This is a genomic window from Trueperella sp. LYQ141, from assembly GCF_046599555.1.
Lineage (GTDB): Bacteria > Actinomycetota > Actinomycetes > Actinomycetales > Actinomycetaceae > Trueperella.
Genome location: NZ_JBKIWQ010000014.1, coordinates 1 through 21,698, shown reverse-complemented (window position 1 = coordinate 21,698; position 21,698 = coordinate 1). Strand labels below are relative to the sequence as shown.

The 21,698-nt window shown below is 52.3% G+C and carries 16 protein-coding genes and 1 tRNA gene; 12 read left to right on the top strand and 5 right to left on the bottom strand.

Annotated features, from left to right (window positions below):
* The first annotated feature begins 43 nt into the window (after positions 1 to 43).
* The 3 genes from ACLHIJ_RS08725 (at position 44) to ACLHIJ_RS08715 (ending at position 3,614) form a co-directional block, all read left to right on the top strand.
* Entirely contained in the window at positions 44 to 769 is a 726-nt protein-coding gene (locus ACLHIJ_RS08725; RefSeq protein ID WP_411297305.1) for an ATP-binding cassette domain-containing protein, read from the top strand.
* Positions 769 to 3,231: an ABC transporter permease gene (locus ACLHIJ_RS08720; RefSeq protein WP_411298952.1), complete on the top strand. Its 2,463-nt coding sequence runs from the start codon at positions 769 to 771 to the stop codon at positions 3,229 to 3,231. The genes ACLHIJ_RS08725 and ACLHIJ_RS08720 overlap by 1 nt, the downstream gene beginning before the upstream one ends.
* 140 nt (positions 3,232 to 3,371) lie before the next feature.
* Positions 3,372 to 3,614: a WhiB family transcriptional regulator gene (locus tag ACLHIJ_RS08715; RefSeq protein ID WP_411297303.1), complete on the top strand. Its 243-nt coding sequence runs from the start codon at positions 3,372 to 3,374 to the stop codon at positions 3,612 to 3,614.
* A gap of 399 nt (positions 3,615 to 4,013) precedes the next feature.
* Here the strand turns inward: ACLHIJ_RS08715 and ACLHIJ_RS08710 are convergent, their stop codons facing one another.
* On the bottom strand, positions 4,014 to 5,444 hold the full coding sequence (locus ACLHIJ_RS08710) for a sensor histidine kinase (RefSeq protein WP_411298951.1): 1,431 nt from the start codon (positions 5,442 to 5,444) through the stop codon (positions 4,014 to 4,016).
* Positions 5,445 to 5,482: 38 nt separating this feature from the next.
* On the opposite strand from ACLHIJ_RS08710, the gene ACLHIJ_RS08705 reads away from it, so the two are divergent.
* From ACLHIJ_RS08705 to ACLHIJ_RS08680, 6 genes are all read left to right on the top strand, one after another.
* Positions 5,483 to 5,977 (top strand): DUF2505 domain-containing protein, encoded by a 495-nt coding sequence (locus ACLHIJ_RS08705; protein ID WP_411297301.1) that lies wholly within the window; start codon positions 5,483 to 5,485, stop codon positions 5,975 to 5,977.
* Between the two features lie 23 nt (positions 5,978 to 6,000).
* Positions 6,001 to 6,810 (top strand): thymidylate synthase, encoded by an 810-nt coding sequence (locus tag ACLHIJ_RS08700; protein ID WP_411298950.1) that lies wholly within the window; start codon positions 6,001 to 6,003, stop codon positions 6,808 to 6,810.
* 11 nt (positions 6,811 to 6,821) lie between these two features.
* The gene (locus ACLHIJ_RS08695) at positions 6,822 to 7,397 is read left to right on the top strand and encodes a dihydrofolate reductase (protein WP_411297316.1); all 576 of its coding nucleotides are present in this window, start codon (positions 6,822 to 6,824) and stop codon (positions 7,395 to 7,397) included.
* 106 nt (positions 7,398 to 7,503) lie between these two features.
* Positions 7,504 to 7,971: a YbaN family protein gene (locus ACLHIJ_RS08690; RefSeq protein WP_411297299.1), complete on the top strand. Its 468-nt coding sequence runs from the start codon at positions 7,504 to 7,506 to the stop codon at positions 7,969 to 7,971.
* A gap of 586 nt (positions 7,972 to 8,557) precedes the next feature.
* Positions 8,558 to 10,630 carry a Dam family site-specific DNA-(adenine-N6)-methyltransferase gene (locus ACLHIJ_RS08685; RefSeq protein WP_411298949.1) on the top strand — a complete coding sequence of 691 codons (2,073 nt, stop codon included), beginning with the start codon at positions 8,558 to 8,560 and terminating at the stop codon, positions 10,628 to 10,630.
* Positions 10,631 to 10,725: 95 nt separating this feature from the next.
* Entirely contained in the window at positions 10,726 to 12,723 is a 1,998-nt protein-coding gene (locus ACLHIJ_RS08680) for an AlwI family type II restriction endonuclease (protein WP_411297297.1), read from the top strand.
* An 82-nt stretch (positions 12,724 to 12,805) separates the two neighbouring features.
* Here the strand turns inward: ACLHIJ_RS08680 and ACLHIJ_RS08675 are convergent, their stop codons facing one another.
* Complete coding sequence (locus ACLHIJ_RS08675) at positions 12,806 to 14,125, bottom strand: amidohydrolase (RefSeq protein WP_411297296.1); 1,320 nt, start codon at positions 14,123 to 14,125, stop codon at positions 12,806 to 12,808.
* An 82-nt stretch (positions 14,126 to 14,207) separates the two neighbouring features.
* Positions 14,208 to 15,608 (bottom strand): C4-dicarboxylate transporter DcuC, encoded by a 1,401-nt coding sequence (dcuC, locus tag ACLHIJ_RS08670; protein ID WP_411297295.1) that lies wholly within the window; start codon positions 15,606 to 15,608, stop codon positions 14,208 to 14,210.
* Positions 15,609 to 15,915: 307 nt separating this feature from the next.
* Here dcuC and ACLHIJ_RS08665 point away from each other — a divergent pair, with 307 nt between their 5' ends.
* Complete coding sequence (locus ACLHIJ_RS08665; protein WP_411298948.1) at positions 15,916 to 17,268, top strand: lyase family protein; 1,353 nt, start codon at positions 15,916 to 15,918, stop codon at positions 17,266 to 17,268.
* 56 nt (positions 17,269 to 17,324) lie between these two features.
* Positions 17,325 to 18,203, top strand: a complete 879-nt coding sequence (locus tag ACLHIJ_RS08660) for a LysR family transcriptional regulator (protein ID WP_411297293.1) — start codon at positions 17,325 to 17,327, stop codon at positions 18,201 to 18,203.
* 622 nt (positions 18,204 to 18,825) lie between these two features.
* Here ACLHIJ_RS08660 and ACLHIJ_RS08655 read toward each other — a convergent pair.
* The gene (locus tag ACLHIJ_RS08655) at positions 18,826 to 19,164 is read right to left on the bottom strand and encodes a PadR family transcriptional regulator (RefSeq protein ID WP_411297292.1); all 339 of its coding nucleotides are present in this window, start codon (positions 19,162 to 19,164) and stop codon (positions 18,826 to 18,828) included.
* Complete coding sequence (locus ACLHIJ_RS08650) at positions 19,142 to 20,521, bottom strand: hypothetical protein (RefSeq protein WP_411298947.1); 1,380 nt, start codon at positions 20,519 to 20,521, stop codon at positions 19,142 to 19,144. Before ACLHIJ_RS08650 ends, ACLHIJ_RS08655 begins: the two co-directional genes overlap by 23 nt.
* Positions 20,522 to 21,268: 747 nt before the next feature.
* Here ACLHIJ_RS08650 and ACLHIJ_RS08645 point away from each other — a divergent pair.
* Positions 21,269 to 21,342, top strand: a tRNA-Met gene (locus ACLHIJ_RS08645).
* Positions 21,343 to 21,698 lie beyond the last annotated feature (356 nt).

The window sequence follows — 21,698 nt, the reverse complement described above, 5'->3', positions numbered from 1 at the left end:
CGCATACGCGATAGCACCACAAATACAAGGAAATGGAACCCTGATGATCCACTTAGAGTACGTTCGCAAGACCGGCAGTTTAGGGCGCGAATACGGCATCGTACTCGATGACGTCAGTTTCACTGCCCACGCCCAATCCTTAACTATGGTGCTCGGCTCAGCGCCAGCAACGATAACGATGCTGATGGCACTCATTGCCGGATACGATACGCCAGATTCTGGCACGATCACGGTTGCCGATGTGGATGTGTCACGTGTGAGCACCAGAGGATGTGACGTGTTGCGTCAACGCACCCTCGGTTTGTTATATCCCACTCATAACCTCCTGCCTTCGTTAACCGTCGCAGCTAATCTCGTCTTTCCGGCACGTATAAACCGCCAACCTGTCAGCACCGAATCCTACGAACGAGTGCTTGACCTATTCGCTATCCGCTCCTTACTTTCCTACTATCCTGACGCGTTAACTGTTCTGGAACGACAGCGGGTTGCCTTGGCTTCGCTGGCATTAGCTGGCCGCTCTGTTATCGTCTGTGAAGAACCAGCAGCACACCTGAATTCTCGGGATTTAGAATCCCTGACGGCCCTCCTACGGCTTTGCGTTCGAGAACTAGATATGACGGTTCTCGCGCTAACCAGGAATCCTGTGTGCGCCAGTCATGCCGACCACGTTATTGTGCTAGATGACGAGCGCGTCGCCGGAGAGCTACATACGCCAGATCTGACCGCAATCTATTCTGCACTCTCTGCCCTACGTGGGGATGTTTGCTAGTGTTACGGGCATCATTGGAACACAACTGGCGCAGCTATCTTCTCGCTGCGTGCGCCATGTGCTACCTGTGTATTTTGGTGTTCACCTCAGAAGTACTGCGCGGATACGGCGATCAAGCAGTCGATTTTTCTGCCAAACGCTCTGTCCCTAACTCTGACGTCTTGGTATATTCCGAGAATCGTCCGGCACTTGACGTCGCCAAAGATATTTCCCAGTTGCCGTCAGTACGCGAAGTGTACGTCGATGCTTCGCGTCCAGTTGATCTGCTATTCCTTGAGGAACACCTCGTCGCCAATATGCGAACATTGCCGCCCGCTTCGCTACGCACCCAGCATTTACTTTCTGGATCGTTCCCGACTTCCCCAAACCAGGTAGCTATCAGCTATCACGTTGCTGAACAACTGAACGTCACCGTCGGGCAAAGTATTACAGTTTTGGAGGATCGGCTTGCCCAAAAGCTCAACATCACCGGAATTTATGCCCGCTCCCCGTTGCGAGATCAACTAGAAACCGGCCTTGAGATCCTCTCCACGATTCCTCCTGCCGACGATTATTTGGCTTATCAAACAGGCGATTCCATGACCGGCGGTATCGAGGTGCGGCGCGCCCCTGGGTATTCGCGCTCTCAGCTCCTCCAGGAGGTGCTAGCCGTCCCCGATACGCTCGCTATTACTAACGCCGAGCGGCTAACCAACGAAGTGAAATACGAATCCTCGGCAGTACGCCAAGTCCTTGCACCACGGCTGTGGGTTATTGCAACTGGAGGGTTCACTGCCCTATGTCTTATCGTTTTTGGTTTCATCTGGGCTGGTCAAACCCGCAAAGATGACGTGCGAATCAACCACGCGCACGGCCGTGCAACTGCCCGAATAGCAGGGATATTTATTCGTGAATCCCTGATACTGTGGGGGATTTCGTGTGCAGTAGGGCTGCTCTGTGGTTACGCAATAACGGCAGTCATTATGGCCAATTTTGCTTCCTCTCCGGCGGCTTTCTTTTTACCCCCACCGCTTCACGGCACCTTAGGCGCAGTCATTCTCGCGCTATGTGCTACTTTTGCCTGCGCAATTCTCGGAGGCGGAATTTCCTGCTATGTAGCCCATAGCACGGCTATTCGCAGCGTGGCAGTCAAAGCCTTTACCGTTGTAGTAGGGGGCGGCATACTTGGCGCGCTGTTGCTGCATATCTCGATTGAAATGCCGCTTTTCGGCTATCCAGGGTGCTCTGTGCAGACTTTGGCAATCCATGCAGTCGGATATTTTGCACTTACGATCTTCGCTTTCCTATTGGCAATCGTCTTACATCGCATTTTTACTCGATTTATCCTGACGGATACTCGGATCACCCTGCTCTCTCGTACTCGGCAATCCGCTCTGCAGGCACTGTGCCTATGGGTGTTTTTAATCCTTATTGCAGCGATAACCGCGGCACAAACCTCGTCAGCCGGAATGCGTTCACCAATCAGCAACGATAGTTACGATATTGCCGTCCACGCTACGGTCGATTCCGGGTTGAGTGCTGGGCAGACGACAGCTCTCAACACCTGGACAGGGGCATCACGTCGGCTCGCCCTCGCTGAACTAGATGGCGCAACCAATAGCGAAACGAATGAGGCATTAGGGCCGATTTACATTGTTGACCCCCACCAAGCTGCTGAATTCTTCGGAGTTGACCCTGACGATCTCTCTGGAACGATTCTCTTCCCCGCCGAAGACTCCCCCGCTACCGCAGAAAAAATGCCAATAACCTTTACGCTGCATAACATCGGCTATCACGTAAATCTGAGCGTTCGCAATGCGCGTGTACCAATCCCCTTAGTCTCGCGCGAATCCCTGATGGCAGATATCCCAATTAGCGAATACTGGCTCACTCTCACCGGTAGTGCGCGCCACAATATCGCTGAATCCTATCTCGACTTAAATACTGTTCTACACAGCGTTTCCCTCAACGCGGGCGACCATACAAACAGCGAATCAGAACATAGCTTCGATATATCCTTAGCTCAACCTCTGGCTGCTGAGCATATCGATATGGGTCACGTGTTTGGAACAGCGCACATTATGTGGTGTGTTATCTTCGTCAGCACAGCATTTTTCGCTATTCGTTCTGCGCTGGGGTATGCCGCGCAAGTACGAATCTTGCGTTCGCATGGATTGAGCGTGGAACGTATCGGGGTTATGCATATCATTCACTCTGCCCTCGTGCTCATTACCTTCCTCATTGCTGGCGTGGCGTTAGGCATTGCCGGCACGTTTGTTGCCGTCTACCTCCCCGGCTTTGACGCGCGGATGCCTTTCCACATTCCAGTTAAGGAGTTGGCGATGACGATGGCGCTCATCTCTGGTGGCTATCTCCTGGTATCTATCGTACACGTTCTGAGTTGGACTACTCGTGTGCGCAATCACATGACCTGGCGATATGTAGGTGAGAATCACAGTTTTACCTCTTTACCCGGCAGCTAAAACCTGCGAAGGTGTAGAGCGTATATGTACGGCTAATTTGCCACTGCAGCTTACCGCTCGAATATGGAAAGGTGCAGGTGAATAACCGTCATACTCTGCACTAAATACGCATTATTACCCGAGCGTGAGGAGAGACTCCAATGGATTGGCGTCATTGGGCTGCCTGCCTGAACGAAGACCCAGAACTGTTCTTCCCTATTGGTTCTTCTGGTCCGGCTATGGCTCAGGTAGAACGCGCCAAAGCTGTCTGTGCCACATGCACTGTCCAAGAAACCTGCTTGAAGTGGGCGTTGGATAACAACCAAGACGCTGGCGTATGGGGCGGCATGTCTGAAGATGAGCGCCGCACTCTTAAGCGCCGCACTGCCCGCGCTCGCCGTTAGGGCACGCTGCTGTATCTCGGTGAAATCCATCGCGCATGGTGTGCTTTCCTGAGATGAGCCGCCACACATCCAAGCCGGATAGTAGATAGCTGCAAGCAACACGCAATTTTGCGCGCTATCGCTTCAACTCTGAATGTGCCGCAGCAAGGCGATTCAACAAAAACAACAGGGCTTCCCTATGATGGGAGGCCCTCAGTTATATAACGCATACCGCTAACAGGCTGCCACAATGTATCACCAGCGCTTGGCCGCACCCGTAATCGACCACCATTCAACATACTGGCTAATCAGCCTGCGATAGCGTGGGCGTCGTTTTACTTCGCATGCGATACACCCCGCGTATTTCCGTATTTTCTAGCTACCTATTGCCCTCTCGCCATAAGCGACGGTTCTTTGCACCTAGAACGAACGGATATGCAAGTCGAGATCGACGCACACACCTCCGCCCTCATTCGCAGACCACTCAATATTTCCTTTTAATTCTGCATTGACCATCGTCTTGACGATCTGCATCCCTAAGCCTGGGCGCGGCCCCTGCGGTCCTACGCCGATTCCGTTATCCGCCACTGTGATATGCAGATGATTGCCCTCGCGCTGGGCAGTAATATCTATTCGCCCTCCGTTAGGCAGACCATGCTCAATCGCGTTAGAGATGATCTCGTTCATCACAACGCCCAACGCCGTCGCTTGTTCCGCCCGAACCATCCCAAAAGTGCCGTGGAATGTGGCGATTACTGGCTCCTCCGTCACTGCCGCATCGCGAACCATGCGTAATACCGGCACAAATACCGAATCAAAATCCACCACTTCATTGATGGTTTGGGATAATTTTTCGTGCACGACGGCGATTGTCGCCACACGGCGTTGTGCCGTCTCCAAAGCACTGCGGGTATCTGAGGAATCCGCACGGCGCGCCTGCATCCGCAAGAGAGCCGAAACCGTCTGCAAATTGTTCTTCACCCGATGGTTGATCTCGCGAATCGTGGAATCCTTTGAAATCAGCTCCCGTTCTTGCCGGCGCAACTCGGTAATATCCCGGCACAAAATCACCGCGCCCAGGCGCTCAGCCCCGCGATGCAACGGTACCGCCCGCAGAGAAATAACAACGCCATGCGCCTCGGCTTCAGCCATCCACGAAGCTCGACCCATCAGCACTAGGGGCAAGGCTTCGTCAACCTGACCAGCCGTTTCTATCCGATTGCTCACCTGTTCCGCGAGGACCGAACCTAGAATCGGCTCTTCAATTCCAAAGCGTCGAAAATGCGATACCGCATTTGGCGAGACATATTTTGCCACTCCATCGGCATCCACATGAACTAGACCATCAGGCACGCGCGGAGTGCCGTGACGATAGCCTGTCGGTGAATTCTCTGCCGGAAATTCTCCCCGCGTCACCATCTCAATAAGAGTGTGCGCAATCGCTTCATAATTTGCTAATGCCTGCGACGGCACCCGATCGGCACGGCGAGCAGAAACAATAGCCATCGCCGCAATAACGTCCTTCTTGAACCGAACCGGAACAATACGTATGAGCGATACTTCGTCCTCATCAGCAACAGACTCGCAATGATCCAGCACGCGCTCAACGTCAGCAATAATCTTTTCCGGAGGCGGAAATCCCACCTGATCGGTGCGGTACACAGTGTGTGCCGTCGCCGGGCGCGCCTGCGCGACAGCAACCGGAGCCTTCGCACCACGAATGTAAAGAACCAGGTCAGAGAAGGTGATATCGGCGATGATTTGCCAATCACCCGTCAGTTGATGAAGCCAATCTTCCTGAGGCTCAGTGAGCGTTGCTTCGCGAGCAAGAATTTTCGACAGCGTAGGCACGCTTCCCACAATAGTCAGGAATCGTGTTGAATAGAATTATGAAATTCGAATCAGAGACGAGTTACATTGGCCCGCTTGACGATGTTATTGAGGTGCTGGTTTCCCGCGAGTTGCTTCTCCGGCGCGCTGAACGCCTGGGGCATCAGGGAGAAATCACCTATTCTCGCAGTTCACAGACGCATACCTGGAGCATAACCGTCGATAACGCCCAGCTACCCTCAATTGCCAAATCTGTTATCTCTCACCCCCTCACGGTTGAGGTATGTGGTACGACACGCCCAATCGGTGACGGGGCGGCGATTGATTATCACGTGCAGGTTCATGGCGCACCCGTTCGCGCGCATATTGATCTCATTGCCGCCAACGCAGGAGCGACCACGCCCGCAAAAATCACTGGCGAGATCTCCGTCAATATCCCGTTGTTCGGCAAACGTATCGAAAAAACTGCTATCAGCCATATCGCAAAGTTCATTGCTGAGGATACTGATCTCGTCAATACGGAATTAGCCCAGCGCCGAGCTGCCTCGAATTAACTGACGTGGTTTACACTGACGCTATGGTCCACATCAATAGGCAATATGAAGATCTCCTCGCCGACGTTCTCGCGAACGGCACACATAAGGGCGACCGCACAGGTACTGGCACGTTATCCGTCTTCGGTCGTCAACTGCGTTATGACCTTGCGAATGAGGGGTTTCCCCGATTGACGACGAAATTCGTCGCAATGAAGGCCGTTAAAGGTGAGTTGTTATGGTTCTTGCGCGGGGATACGAATATTAGCTGGCTCCACGAACAAGGTATCACTATCTGGGATGAGTGGGCCGACGAAAATGGCGATCTCGGGCCAGTCTACGGCTATCAGTGGCGTTCCTGGCCGACCCCCAGCGGAGAGCATATCGATCAAATTGCCCAGGTTATTGACATGCTTAAGACGAATCCGGATTCACGCCGCATTATCGTCTCGGCGTGGAACGTCGCTGACCTACCTCGTATGGCGCTCCAACCGTGCCATGCCTTTTTCCAATTCTACGTTGCTAATGGGACTCTCTCATGCCAGCTCTACCAGCGCTCAGCAGATCTATTCCTTGGCGTTCCATTCAATATTGCGTCCTATTCGCTGTTGACGCACATGGTTGCCCAGCAGTGCGATTTAGCTGTGGGGGATTTCGTGTGGACCGGCGGCGACTGCCATATCTACACCAACCACATTGAGCAGGTGCGCGAACAGCTCAGCCGTGAACCCTACCCCTTCCCCACCTTAGAGTTACGTAAGGCAGCGTCCATTTTTGACTATGAGATGGACGATATTCGCGCTTCGCAGGGATACCAACACCATCCAGCGATCTCTGCTCCGGTGGCGGTGTAGCTGTGCTCGCCATGATTTGGGCTCAGGCCCGCCACCGCGCCCTGGGGCGTGATGGCACTTTGGCCTGGCATCTGCCCGAAGATATGGCGTTCTTTCGGCATCTCACTACCGGACATCCCGTCATTATGGGGCGAAAAACGTGGGATTCCTTGGGAAAATATCAGCCGTTACCGAATCGTCTAAATATCGTAGTTAGCCGCAGTTCACAGCAGATTTGCGCGCCAGCGCAGCATGCCAGATCACTGCCGGAAGCGATTGCACTCGCCAAAGCAGCCGACAGCCAACGGGCGTGGATCATTGGCGGAGCTCAGCTCTACCATGCCGCATTACCGCTGGCAGATGCCCTGGTAGTAACCGATATTGATATTGACGTTCCGGATGCTGACGTATTTGCCCCGCCAATCCCGGATACCTGGTCGTGTATTGCCGCCAGCCCAACAGCAGGTTGGCATACGTCAAAAACTGGTTTGCCTTACCGTTTTCGCCTCTATCGCCGCCCGACCTCTCAGGTTGAACTGCCCGATTTTACACAGATTAGCGAGCGCGTCAGCCGACCAATCACACAGGCGGATCGGGAGCCCTCATGATGCTTCGAATCGCTTTTACACGCGCTAGCGCTGTTGATTTTGCAGGCTATCTGCGCCGCTTCCAGAAAGAGCTGCCCGCATTAACGGTTAAGAAGGCATGGCATAGATGGTAGGGCAGATCGCGCGCGCAATATATGCCGCGTTAGGTTGCTTCTTTTTCGCTCTAGGTTTTCTGGGGATTTTCATCCCAGTTCTGCCAACGGTGCCCTTTTGGCTGCTCACTGCGGCCTGTTTTATGCGTGGATCACGCCGTTTGTATCGGTGGCTGATGACGCATCCGAGATATGGCCCCTACATTTATCAGTATCGTCACGCACGCGCCATGTCGACTCGTTCGAAAATTAACGCTCTGATCGTCATGTGGGGCGGCATGGCATTATCAGCCTGGCTCGTTCCCGTCCTTCCGGCGCGTATCAGCCTGTTACTTATTGCTATCGGCGTCTCTATCCATCTATTGCGTATGGAGACGTTAACCAGTGAAAAATTAGTTGCTGCGCGCCAGACCTACCACGCTTTTCTCGCTAGCGAATTTGCCGACGAGTACGCCTCACACGATAGTTACTCAAGTACGTGATTCTCTCTTCTTTTTTTTTCCCCCTCCCTTCTCCTCTCGTCATTTAATAAAACACCCCTAGCACCTTGCATAGATCTGGGAGAACGCATAGCCCGAGGAGCTCTGTAATTCTGGTAGGCCATCCAATGCGTGTTCTCTGCACGGCCCTTTCCTTGGCGTATCGCCTAGCACGCATTTTAGATAGAGAGAGCATACCCGCTGGTAATTAGGTAGTTTTTCTTTTTGTCCCTCCCTCTGCGAGCGGATCGCACTCCACGAAGCACGCACGTACCAATGCCGTATTAGCGCTCTTTTTTGTGTACGGCCGAAGTGAGGGGAGCTGAGTGAATCCCTACCGTAATCGCGTCATTCGTCATTAAGACTGTGACTCCTTTATGGGCCGTATTTTCCTCCTCAATCGCCTCGCTTTTAATCGCATAATAGAGTTAGTTGATTTTCACCTTTAATGCCAAAGTTTTTGGAAGAGGAAAATTCTTCGTAGTACAGCAACTGGCAACGCCGGCTGTCGCGTCAATCTCAGGAGCGATAGTTGATTGACGCTCCGTTTAGCATCTACGATGCTAAGTGCCACAACCAAAGGAGCGCCATGTCAAACGAAGCGGCAACGTTGCTTTCTGCATTCACAGAATTCCGTATTTCTGCCGATAAATGCCCTGGTCTTAGGCGCCCGTCACCCGAGGATATTGCCCATCTGAAAGCTGAATTCTCGCGGCGCGGCGGCAAAGTTGTTGAGGCACACAACCGTCGTTATCTAGGCAACAAAGCAGCAATTACCACCTTTATTCGAGAAACCCTCACCAGCCAGTTCCCCGATATTACCTCGGTTTGCGATATTTTCGCCGGCACAGGATCCGTAGCGCAAGCTTTTGCCGATAAACGCTTAATTACTAACGATCTGTTGTATTCAAACTACGTGGCACACATGGCCTGGTTTGGTAACGGTGATTTCCGCCCAGAACTCATCTGGCGGTTTACCGAGGTTATCAATAACCACTCCTCCACCGAGGATAACTACATGCGCTGCAACTTCGCCAATACGTATTTCTCCGCCGACGACTGTTCAAAAATCGGTGTCGCCCGCGAACTAATTGAGCTGCTGCGCACCGAAGGATATCTCCTTGGCAAAGAATACGAGATCCTCATTACCACAATCATTTACGGTATGGATCGTTACGCCAATACAGTAGGCCATTATGACGCGTATCGGAAAGGCGCACCTTTTCGCGCCGGACTACGCTTCCCCCTAGTCATGCCCGATACCCGCATACATCCCGATAATCTGGTTTTCAACACCGACGCAAACGAACTCGTGCGCACCATCAACGTAGACCTGCTCTACCTTGACCCGCCATATAACTCACGCCAATATTCTGACGCCTATCATCTGCTGGAAAATGTTGCCCGCTGGCAGAAGCCACACGTCCACGGAGTCGCGAAAAAGATGGATAGAAGCGAACTGAAAAGCGCATACAACTCAGTTCGGGCAGCCCACGCGCTTCGCGATCTCGTGAACCACGCACAATGCAAGTACATTGCATTTTCGTACAACAATATGTCCTCTAAAGGCAATGCCCGATCCAATGCCCGCATTTGCGACAGTGAGATCCTAGATATTCTTGCGCAAAAAGGCACCGTGCAAACATTTGAGATTGAACATAAACCCTTTAACGCAGGCAAAAGCCAGATCGAAGGAAACACCGAACGGTTATTCGTGTGCCGCGTCAATGACGTATCCGAACGCAATCACGCTATCGTTATCAGCCCGATTAACTATATCGGCGGCAAAGGCAAACTGCTGCCACAGCTAAAGCCACTCCTGTTCCCCGCCTCATATTTCGTCGATGTTTTTGCCGGCGGCTGTAACGTCGGTATTAATTCAGAAGCAAAAAAGGTGCTGTTTAACGACCTCAGCCCACAACTCATTCATCTCATGACGTTCCTGGCAAAGAACTCCCCCGAAGAAATCATTAAACAGATTGACCACATCTCACAGCAGTTCGGCCTATCAAAAACACATGAATCCAGTTACGCAACATTCGGCGCAGAAAGCACAAAAGGGCTAGCCGCCTATAATAAACCTGGATTCTTAGCCCTGAGGCAGGCCTATAACGCGACCCCTGAGGGCAGCGATACCAAGAGCCTGCTGCTCTACGCACTCGTCATTTTTGGCTTCAACAATCAGCTCAGATTCAACCGAAAAGGCGAATTCAATCTTCCGGTAGGAAAACGCGATTTCAACTCCAAAATGCGGCGTAAGCTACGCGAATTCTCAATGCGGATTCGCGAGTTGGACGCAGAGTTCACCGTGGGCGACTTCCGTGACCTACGTATCGACGATTTTCCTGACGACACCCTCTTCTACTGCGATCCGCCCTATCTGATTACTCAAGCGACCTATAACGAAAATGGCGGGTGGACGGTAACGGACGAGGAAGATCTCCTCGCTTTCTTAGACGCGATCGACCGTTCTGGTAGAAAATTCGCTCTATCAAACGCGGTAGAAGCAAAAGGACGCATTAACAGCACCCTCAACAGTTGGATTACCTCGCGCCCATACCGAGTACATGAGCTGAATATGAGCTACTCAAATTCCAACTATCAACGCAAGAACGCCGCAACTGCCACCCGAGAAATCCTCGTCGTCAACTATGAAAAATGACTACGCCCTGTTTTTTCCCCCCCCTACGTCAAGCGCAGAGAAAACGTAGCGTATCATCGGTATCAACTGGAATTTTCACGAGCAGGTAGCCTGTCATGATCTACGAGAACATCCCTTACCGCAGCTTCTGTTGGGTCTTAGGCACGACGAGTTTCCGAACTGCGCAACTTAACTTAAAGACGGAACAGCAACTCCGACTCCTGCGCGATTTCACGAACGCACAACTGGCCTGTGGGCGTCAATGGATGTGGAACCGAGAAACTCAGTCGGCGTTCTATGACTTCATGAAGGATCAGAACTTCCTATCCGGCGAGGCGCCAAATAAGGATAAAGACGCCCGCCAGAAAACATCCGGTCTGACGGTTCTCGGGTTAGTCACACACGATAGAGAACTTACGGCGGCAGGCATAGATTTGCTCGACATTTTTGATCGAGGCGACTTTTCGAGCGATAACATCCTGGCAATCCCCAAGGATAGCTTTTTCTATCTGCGCCAGCTTCTGAAAACCACAGTTCAGGTGGACGGGATTGAAGTGCGACCATTTCTCGCGCTCGCTTATTTGCTGAACCGATTTGAGTTTCTCACCTGGGATGAATTCGCTTATCTATTGCCATTAGTGTCAAGCCCGCAATCTTTACAGCTAGTCGAAGACGGCATTGCCGCAATGCGTCGTGGCGAATCTGTGGACACCGACGAGGTTATTTTCCGAACGCTTATGGCGAAAAGTAATTACCAAGAGGCCTGGAATCTTCTGCAAGATGAAGAAATCAGCGAAGAACTGATTACCACCATCGGAATGAATCGAAAGAGCCGAACATACGATAAGCCGTATTATCAGCTCTTCACGTCATTAGAACAGGTATTTCTCAGTGAACATACCCCTGAGGCAGAGGTGGCACGCCTGTTAACTGCCGCTAAAAGAATTACCGGAAATGCAGGCACGATGTGGCGTAAGCTCCTGTTCCGGAAAGGGCTATCCGAACGCTCTGTTAAATCACAGGGGCTAACAGCAATCAAAGATACCTGCCCGTTCCTTCAGGTCAACACTCGCGATGATCTCAAGAGGTATTTCTTCAAATATCTGCATCTTTTCAAGGCGAAGGCCACGCTTGAGGATTACTTCGATTTGAACCGACGGTACATCAAACTCAGTGACACCGTTATCTTCGATGATCGAATGGTCACTTTCGATACGATCCCCGCTGCGTATTTCGCGCTGGCAGGCGAAGCATTACACGACGATATTTTCGCCGCACACAGCCGTCTACACGAAAACACCTCACTGAGCGATATTTCGCCACGATTCGCATTCACCGATTCACAAATCCTCGATCATCTGTCGCAAAAACTTGGTCGGACGCTCTCCTGCCTCAGCGACGTCCATGCCGTCATGAAAGACGAGAAGAACACCCGACTCCACGAGCTTCTCTGCACGCGCTTTACTGACGAGATTCTCTGCGAATTATTGGATTGTTTTGAACGCCGAGATGACTCTCGAATTGCCGAATTAGTGACGGATGAGGCCACTATTTCTACGATTTTTGAATACGTTCTTGCTCTCGTGTGGTTCCGGCTTTCCGGGAATAAAGGGGATGTTCTATCTTTTATGAAACTCCAGCTAGAGGCAGATCTTCTTCCGCGTTCCCATGCCATTGGCGGAGACGCAGACATCATCTACGATTACGAAGAATCCCCCAGCTATCCTGCCCACTGCCTCGTCATTGAAGCCACCTTAGCCGATAGTACAAATCAGCGGCGAATGGAGATGGAACCCGTATCGCGACACCTTGGAAACCAGATCGCAAAATCAGGAAACGCCACGGACTACTGTATTTTCATTGCGCCCTATCTCGATCTGAATACCGTCAACGATTTCCGGTCCCGAAAAAATAACGTCTACTTCGCGCCCAACAACATACTCGTTGAAAATATGAAAATTATTCCGATCTCAACCGCCCAGGTAAAACATCTGCTCCACTGCGGGCGCCGATACGAGCAACTGTACGCAAAATTTGATGCCGCTTTCCATAGCGAGATTATGCGCGCCGATCTGTGGCTGCAGGAGATTTCACAGCAGTTACAGCAGGTTTAGTGCCACATGTAGTAACACAATCATGCGTCTGGGCAGAAAATATCTCACTCCTGCCCAGACGCATGAGGTTACACCTAGTACGTCACGATTGCGGCGGCATCAGGCGCAGCGCACTCGCAACGAAAACACGCAGCCCGCGCGGCAAGCACTGCTCATCCACGTCCGTCACTACCGTATGCATTCCTCGAGTTATCGGCGACATCAACTGCATATACGTTGCCTGACCACCGTTTTCTTGGACTCGCTGGCACATGAAGGCGTAGTCATCGGAGGCATTCATTGGGAATCGGTGCGGCAATCCGGCAATAACGCCAACTTCTTCAGCGCTGGAGGCAACATGCTCCATTAACGCATCATCGGATTCCAGCGATGGCGATTCACCGGCAACCTCAATATCGACAGTGACTCCATGCATCGCTGCCGCTGATTCCAAAATGCGAATCGTGTAATCAGCTAGGTACGTGTTAATCTCTGTGGTTGCACCGCGAACCTCTAGTTCCATCTCACCATAATCGGCAATAATATTCGCCCCAGATCCAGCCTGAATTCGACCGACGTTAATCCGGCTCGTCCCCTTGGAGTGACGCGGCATTGCCGAGATATTCAAGGCGGCAGTCGCAATAGCTAATACGCAGTTACGCCCGTTTTCCGGATTACCGGCCGCATGTGCTGCCTTGCCGTGGAAATATGCGAGGAACTTCGTCGTCGCAAATGTCCCGCCAGAACCAGCATGAATATGCGCACCCTCTTGACCGCCTGGCTCGACATGGGCGCTGAGCAGATACTGCACATCGTCAAGATGACCAGCACTCACCATAGATTTAGCGCCTCGTACCCCCTCTTCAGCAGGTTGGAACACTAAACGCAAAGTCCCTGACCAGGAATCCCGCAGCTCCATCATGATCCGAGCAACACCCATTCCGATAGTGGTATGCACGTCGTGGCAACATGCGTGCATAACCTGCGGATGAGTAGAAGCGAAGCCTTCTTGATTCGGGCGGTGCTCAGGAGAATCAGTTTCCTGCATGGGTAGAGCGTCAATATCAAAACGCATTCCCACAACCGGCCCCTCGCCGTTACGTAAGGTGGCCACAACTCCGGTGTACCCCCCACGCATCTGTTCCATAAGTTCCGGATCAGCACCTTCTGCGAGCGCCCGCTCAAACGAGGCCTGCAGAATCTCATCGGAAGGCACCCCCATACGGGTTGCCGGGTCGCATACGGCCTGACCAACCAGCACCTCATATCCGAGATCGCGCAACCAGGTGGCGACGATTGAGGTGGTACGGAATTCCTCCCAGCCAAGTTCTGGATGGGCGTGAATATCTCGACGAATTGCTTGAAGCTCCGGCTCAAGCCGCACAACGATGGTGTTGACCATCTCACTGACACTCTGGCTCATGATCGTTTCCTTTCCTCGCACGTGAACGTCATTATTTCTATTTAACTACGTATCTAACGCGGTTCTCCGGCCGTTATCGCAATTACAAGACGATCCACGACACAACAACCGAACTGACAATGCCTGACAGAACCACTGGCAAGGTGCGCTTCAAGAGCTGCTGAGGTTCTACCCCAGCAATACCGGCGGAAATCAGGGTTGAGGCTGCAACCGGCGAGCCGGAGCGAGCAAGGGAGGCAGCGCACTGCAAAGGCACGGAAATCATCGGCCCTGCCGCCCCCGTGGAGGCCGCGATACCCGGAACAACCGGCATTAGCGCGAAGAATGCTGCCAGGCCTGAGCCCGTCATCAACCCGAGCAAGACGGCAACCCCCACGAATGCCAAACCAATGAGCATCGCAGCACCATGCAATCCCGACACCTTATTGAGCAGCATCTTCAAAACACCCATCTGCTGGATACCTTCAATGAGGAAACCGGCCGCGATAATAATCGAAACCACGCCAGTAACCGCGTCCCCCATGCCTTTGAAATAACTGGCAGTGTTACCGATAGTGTCGAATAGGGTGCGCTGACGGATGAGTTCGATAACAACCACAACGAACAGGCAGGCTAAGGTAATTTCCACCAGCCCAATCTCAAAGGAGATGACGCCAACATGCTTCAAGATGTAGAGCACGAGGACGGATAACAGCGGCAGGACGGGGAACAGTGCGTAGAATCCTGGGACGTGCTTGGCGGCTTCAACACTCTCCTGTGATAAACCACGCTTGCCGATTTCACGACCGCGCTCCATATCACGTCGGTCTTGATACCGCTGCCAGAAAGTATGTACCAAAGCCATAATAAGGATGGCCGGAATAGAAACTTTCGCATTATTACCAAAGACGTAATCCCCGATGCTCATCTTCAACTGATGAGCCGCTTCAATAGAATCCGCAGCGAGCGGGCTAGGCATAATCGTTGCCGATGTACCAATGATCGCTCCAGCGGTTAACGGGCTCATTCCAGCACCAACGAGAGCCGGATACAGCGTCGCCCCAAGAAGTACTGCCAATGTTGCCCCTGAAGGCACTGCCAGGGACATCAGGTTAACGACGATGAAGGTTAAGGGCACGAGCAGAAGCTGAGCTGAGCCGCGTAGGGCTAATAGTGGGCGAGATAGCACGCGCACAGTCTTGGTATTCGCCCCCAGGGTATCCATATATGCGGTGTATCCGAAGAGCACCATGATAATCAGACCTGATCCGGTCAGGTTCTTCATGATGATGGCTTTCATGACGGATAGCTGATCGACTAAGGCAACCCCCGTCAGCGCTTTCTCGTCGTGAAGCATCGTGTTATCCCCAACATGCCCGAGCAGGACGGAGATAAGTAATAGCAACATGCCGCCAGCAAGAAGTGCGGCGGCAGCTTTGACTTTTTTGGCAATGAGAAATCCGACGAATCCTAGCGCAGCCAGGATAATAATGATCTCAAGCATGATGGAAAACCCCCAGTGCTGATAACGCAGCGTCCTTGCTGCGATCTTTTTTCTGTTTAGAGGCTACGGCAGCTCGCCGTCGAGAGATAATCATCCCTGGTTATAGGGCATTAGCAAAATTTTTCTTCACGTCATGATGAATTTTTTAAAATGCACTATAGAGAAAAACTATTACATGTCATATTCGTCTTGTTTCTAGGCTAAAAATACGCAACCGGCCAGCGTCGGTCGGAATGTAGAACGGCAAACACATAACCTAAAACATCATCAATCGAACAAGATCAGATGAACCGAGAAGGGGAATCTCATGGCTTTGTCTTTACCTGATAGTGCTCTGACGCGGGCAAACTACTCCACCACCCAGATGTATGAGGTGTGGAGCGAAAAAGCAACCATTCAATCCTGGTACGACGTGGAAGTCGCTCTGGCCCAGGCGCAAGCTGAGTTGGGCGCGATTCCAGTATCGGCTGTGGCAGCCATTGAAGAAGCCGCCACGGTTGACGACGAGCGCGTCGCAGAGATGACGAGCCGCAGTGCTGGCCACCCTCTCATCATTGCTTTAGATAATCTACGGGCACACATGTCAGATGCGGGCAAACCGTGGGTCCATTTCGGGGCGACCACGCAAGATATTCTCGATACGGGACGCGTCCTTCAGATTCGCCGCGCGCTTGATCTCATTGATACAGCACTTGCCGATCTCGATGCACAAATATGCAGGTTCACTCTTGATCACGCGCACACCGTCACTGCACAGCGCACTAACGGCCAATTGGCAGTGCCGGGTACGTTAGGGTTGCGCGGAGCACGCTGGCTTAGCGAATTGCGCCGCGATCGGGAACGTATCAACGAAGAACGCAAGCGAATTCTCTGCGCTCAGTTCTCTGGGGCGGCAGGCACATACGCGTCATTCGGTGCGGCTGAGGAAAGCTATGCCCGCAAACTTGCCGAACGTCTCGATTTACGTTTCGATCTGGTTACCTGGCATTCCTCGCGCGATTCGTATACTGCGATGATGGCAATGTTGGCGGTTCTGGCTCGTTCGCTATCAAAAGTCTCAGATGATCTCTTTGAAATGCAACGCACTGAATTGCGGGAAGCCGCCGAGGTGCTCGATATGCACACCTCTGGATCGACAACAATGCCGCAAAAGCGTAATCCTTTCGCGACTTTACAGGTCACTTCGAATGCTCGGCTGGCCGTTGGTTCTGCCATTTCGCTCCTTGCCCAACCTGCAGATTTGCTTGAGCGCGATCCGCGTCAGTTTGAAATCGAGCGCGACGTGCTACCGCGAGTATTTACTTTCGTTCACAAGGCCATCACAGATCTCACTGCGCTCATACCGCGTATCCAGATTGACGCCGAACGTTTAGCCCGCAATGCTCGCGCGGAAGGTCCACTCATCGTGACGGAGGGGCTAATGATGCGGCTTGCTCCGGCAATCGGCCACGAGGTAGCTCATGATCTTCTGCAAGAATTTGCGAAAGAATGGCTAGCTAATGGGATAACGCTCAGCGATTTCGTTGCCCGCTATCCTGATATTGCTGAGCAGTTAGCCGGTGAAGATCTGGATGCCTTAGCCGAACCTGATTGGTACGTCGGAATCAGTGCACGCATCGCCCAAGAAACGGCAGAAAATACCGAGAGCTCACAGAAGTAGATTCCATTTTCTAAACCGATAAAAGCTTTCGGAGATTTTCGGGATAAGCTGGGGTTATGGATATTCGGCAACTCACCTACTTCGTAGAAGTTGTGCGGCTCGGGAGTATTACAGCGGCGTCAGATACTCTCAACGTTTCTCAACCAGCTATCTCTGTTTCCCTGCGGAAACTCGAAACGGAGATCGGGGCACCACTGCTGTCCCGATCTCCGGCAGGGGTTCAAGCCACAGTTGCTGGGCGGGAGCTGCTCCCCCGCGCTGAGGCGATATTGGCCCGAATTGACGAAGCAGTAACCGCAGCGCGCGCAGCGAGCTGCGAGGGGCCACGTCGGTTGCGCATCGCTATCCCGCCGATCGTAGGCATGTATGCCATCATCGACCTGTTGGAGAATTTCATCCCAGAACATCCCGAAATTGATCTGGTTATTACTGAAGGTGCAACGGCACAAGTCTTGGAGGAAGTTGAAAAGGGGCAGGTGGATATTGCTGTCGCTATCACTCCAACTATTCCCTCTGGCTGTACATTGTGGACGCAGGTCGCCGTCCCTATCGTTGCCTACGTTTCCCCACAGTCTCCAATAGCTCAAGCTAGCCGAGTGAATCTCGCTGATTTTGATGGGTATCCGTTCGTTCTTATGGGCGCCGGGGCGCAGATTTCTAATATTATTCTTGATGAGATCCGCTCCCACGGGGTGCATCCACAAATCGTTCATTGGACAGTTCAGCTCACAACGCTATTTGCGCTGGCTGGGCGCGATGCGGCGGTGGCATTTTCTACGGAGAACGTCTCACAATTGACCTCTGAGGCAGTGCCGGTTCGCACTGAACCTGAGCTTTCTGAAGTGGTATCTATTTTCGTTTCCTCACACCTGCCTATTGAGGGCGTGGTTCGCCATCTTCTCGACCGTATCACTGCCAAAATTGAGGGCATTTAGGAATCAGGGGAATTAAGGCACGACGCTAGTTTGCGGCAGACGGAGGATAACGCAAATTTTATTGCGCCTGGTTTTCCTTGAGCCAAGTCCCGCGAAGCGGGGATCGCCGTTCGAATACAGCAATAATGCGACGCCAAACGCCACTAATATCAAGACATCAAGACGCGTGAGGACGCCGGCTAAAATTTTACTAAGACCGCCAGATTGGGGAAACGACGGATACCCCGTCGGATTTAGCTAACCAGAACATGCTCAGGTAATCAGGACATGCTTTTCTCTTTTCCTTTCTTTCTCTCTTTTTCTCTCCTCTTTCCCCCCCCCCCCCCGAAGCCCTAGTGAACTGAGGGAATTGACGTCAGGCTGAAAAGCGTAACACCGCTCAGTTGAGCGATTTAATAGCGCGAGAAAAGCGAGGCAACGACGCTAAACCTGGCAAAGCACTACCCACAAATTTAAGCCTCTACTGCCCTACACACTCACCTACAGTTCCTTTATTTTCGTAGTCACGAGGTCGCGCGGAATACACCAACCATAGCTCAAACACGGAGAGTACTTGAGCCCGCCCTATGTGCAGGTTCGCAGCTCAGCAATGTGTTGCCTCCTCAACGCTTGCACGAGCTAACTAACCAAGAGCGGCAATCCGATCAACAAGCTCGCTCCAAGCACGGCTTTGTTCCGCGAGAGCTTGACGCCCTAGCTCCGTCAGCCGATAGACCTTCCGCCCTGGCCCACCTTCTCCACCTTCCCACGTCGCGCAACACAAACCGTCGGACTCTAAGCGATTAAGAGCCGGGTAAAGCTTCGCACCGGCGACTTTATAAAAACCGGCATTGGCAAGACGTTGAGCCAGGCCATATCCATGCCCCGGGCTTTTGGCCATCTCCTTCATCAGCAGAAATGGCAGCAAGCTGCGTTGCCATTCCGCACCAGCGCCAAGGCTAATCTTCGACACTGATCTCACCCGTTTCTCCTCGCGCCTCGGCCTTAAGCCCAGATAAACCTTTCTGGCGTACCGCACGCCACACCCGCAGTTGCCGGAAAAATGCCACAGCGAAAATCACTGCCAATAGCCCTGCCACGACGAGCTGTATCACAGCCCATGAGGTCAATTCACCAAGGATAACCTCACGCAAGCACAGCGCCCACGATGCGACAAAGACGATGAGCCCGAAGCCATATCCTAGCACCGAGTACGTCATGTTCCGCATGACCGTATGCCGACTATTTTCCGCTAATTCTGCCGCGAACTGACGGACGTCACCGAATTCTTCCTCAGTGCTACACACCCGCCCGGATTCCTGGCTGGCACAATCAAGATGTTGGCGCAATTCGCGAATCTGAGAATCTAAGGTTCGCTCGTCCATGAGATAGTCACGCCGTAACGCGATTTCCAACTCGGCAAACCACTCGTTATTCAATGCGGCAACGTCATGGTGTATCCGCAGATCCAAGAGCCGCGACTCAATACGTCGTTTTTCTCGTTTGGTCGATCGGTTAAGCACAACAGAAATCAGAACACCACATGCGACGACGATCCCTAGGAATAAGAGCGAATTCATCCGCCCCCATACCGCAAGCATACGAGCGTCTCCCATGGTTTTTCTGAAACCGAAAAGCAGACCAACACATGGCACTGCTGCGCAGACCACCCCCAGGAGGGCTATCCACAGGGAACGGTGCGTGTACAGCCAGGTACAGACCACAACGGAAATGAATATCAGGTACCCCAAAATAATGCCGGAGATAAGAGAAAGATTGAGGCTAATAGTCATCGACCCGTTACCCTCACACATGCTCATCAGGGCGAGGACGATGGGGATCGTGTAACACACTGGCGAGAGGGTAGCGGCGATCTGCCTGAGCGTATCCCGAGTTCCCGTAAGGTAGACGTGACTCGGATCATCACCGGACTCATCAGACTTTGCACCATCGTGCGATGTTTGGCTGCCGGTAACCTCGTGGGTTGCCGGAACATCATTTGTTGCGAGGTTAGCTGCTGGAAGATCGGCTGTTGAAGATCTGGTTGCCGGAAGATCGCTTATCGAGCCGCTGGCTGTTGGAACACCTGTTGGCGAAACGTCAACCGCCGGAAGATCAGTTATTGGACGGTCGGTTGTTGAAGTATCGGTCGCTGAACCGTCCGTCACTAAGACATCGGCTGATGAACTATCCGCTGCTAAGACATCGGCTGATGAAACGCCGGTCGCCGAAACGCCAGTTGTTAAAACATCATCGCAGCTTTGGGCACCTGATACGCAATCAGACGCAGAACGTTCTTTCAGGCTTTCATGCCAGTTTGCTTCGTAGTCCTTGGCCATTTATAGCACCTCCTCGCAACTAGCAACTAGCAACTAGCAACTAGCAACTAGCAACTAGCAACTAGCAACTAGCAACTAGCAACTAGCAACTAGCAACTAGCAACTAGCAACTAGCAACTAGCAACTAGCAACTAGGTTCATTTTCAGACTAGTATATAATCATATCTAGGTCAATAATTTGAAGGTAATAATAAGGCGAAAACTCAGAGCTAGCCAAGGAGATAGCGCTCACGGAGTCCCCCACCCAGGCGAGGGCTAAATGAAGCACAACAAAACTAATACCGACGCAAATGGCGCTGGCAATCATCTACAGCTACGAGGAACACTCTTTAGCACAGCTATCACCAGCCCCTCACATCACCCATCAAATAACTATGATTGCCAGTGCTTGCCAAGTTGCTAGCCACCAACCACTAATCACCATTAAGTGTTGACAACCATCAACCGCCACAGCCCTGACCGCCAATAGCTGCGCACCCCGTAGCAACTCCACCTCTAATCACCCAATAACCACGCCCAATGGCAAGCCCTCCCCGATGCCAGCTACCAGCTATCAAATCTCGCCGTATTGATATGGCTACCTACTATCGAGCTACCACCAATCCCCCCCCAGCATTGCACGCCACCTAACCCTCACATTCAACGTCTTAACCAGATAAAAATGAGCTTCACCCAGACAATCGTGAGAAAGGGCACCCTACTCCACCTTGTATTAGCGCGATCTTCTCCCTAGACTGGAACAGCCGACGCGGGGTGGAGCAGCTCGGTAGCTCGCCGGGCTCATAACCCGGAGGTCGTAGGTTCAAATCCTGCCCCCGCCACTAAGTGAAATTCAGCCTTGGGATCTAGCGATTCCGAGGCTGTTTCTACATCTAGGCGATAGGCATTTTCGCTTGGAAATAACTCAGAAACTGACACCTGAAGAAACTGCGCAACGTGATAAATATTCGTTGCCTCCCCTGGCATATCAGTCTCGCTACGCCAGGGGCGCTCCAATAGGGCAAGGCCACCCAATAACACGAGCTACACCACACCAGACCCCGTCAAACACGGGTTATAGGACAAAATGTGTTGCTATTTTTCGGGTTTTTCGTTGTGTTGATGCGCGAAAGTGGGGGTTTTAGTTGGTTGTAGTCAACTAATTGGTCGGACAAATTGTGTTGCTTTTGTCGGGATT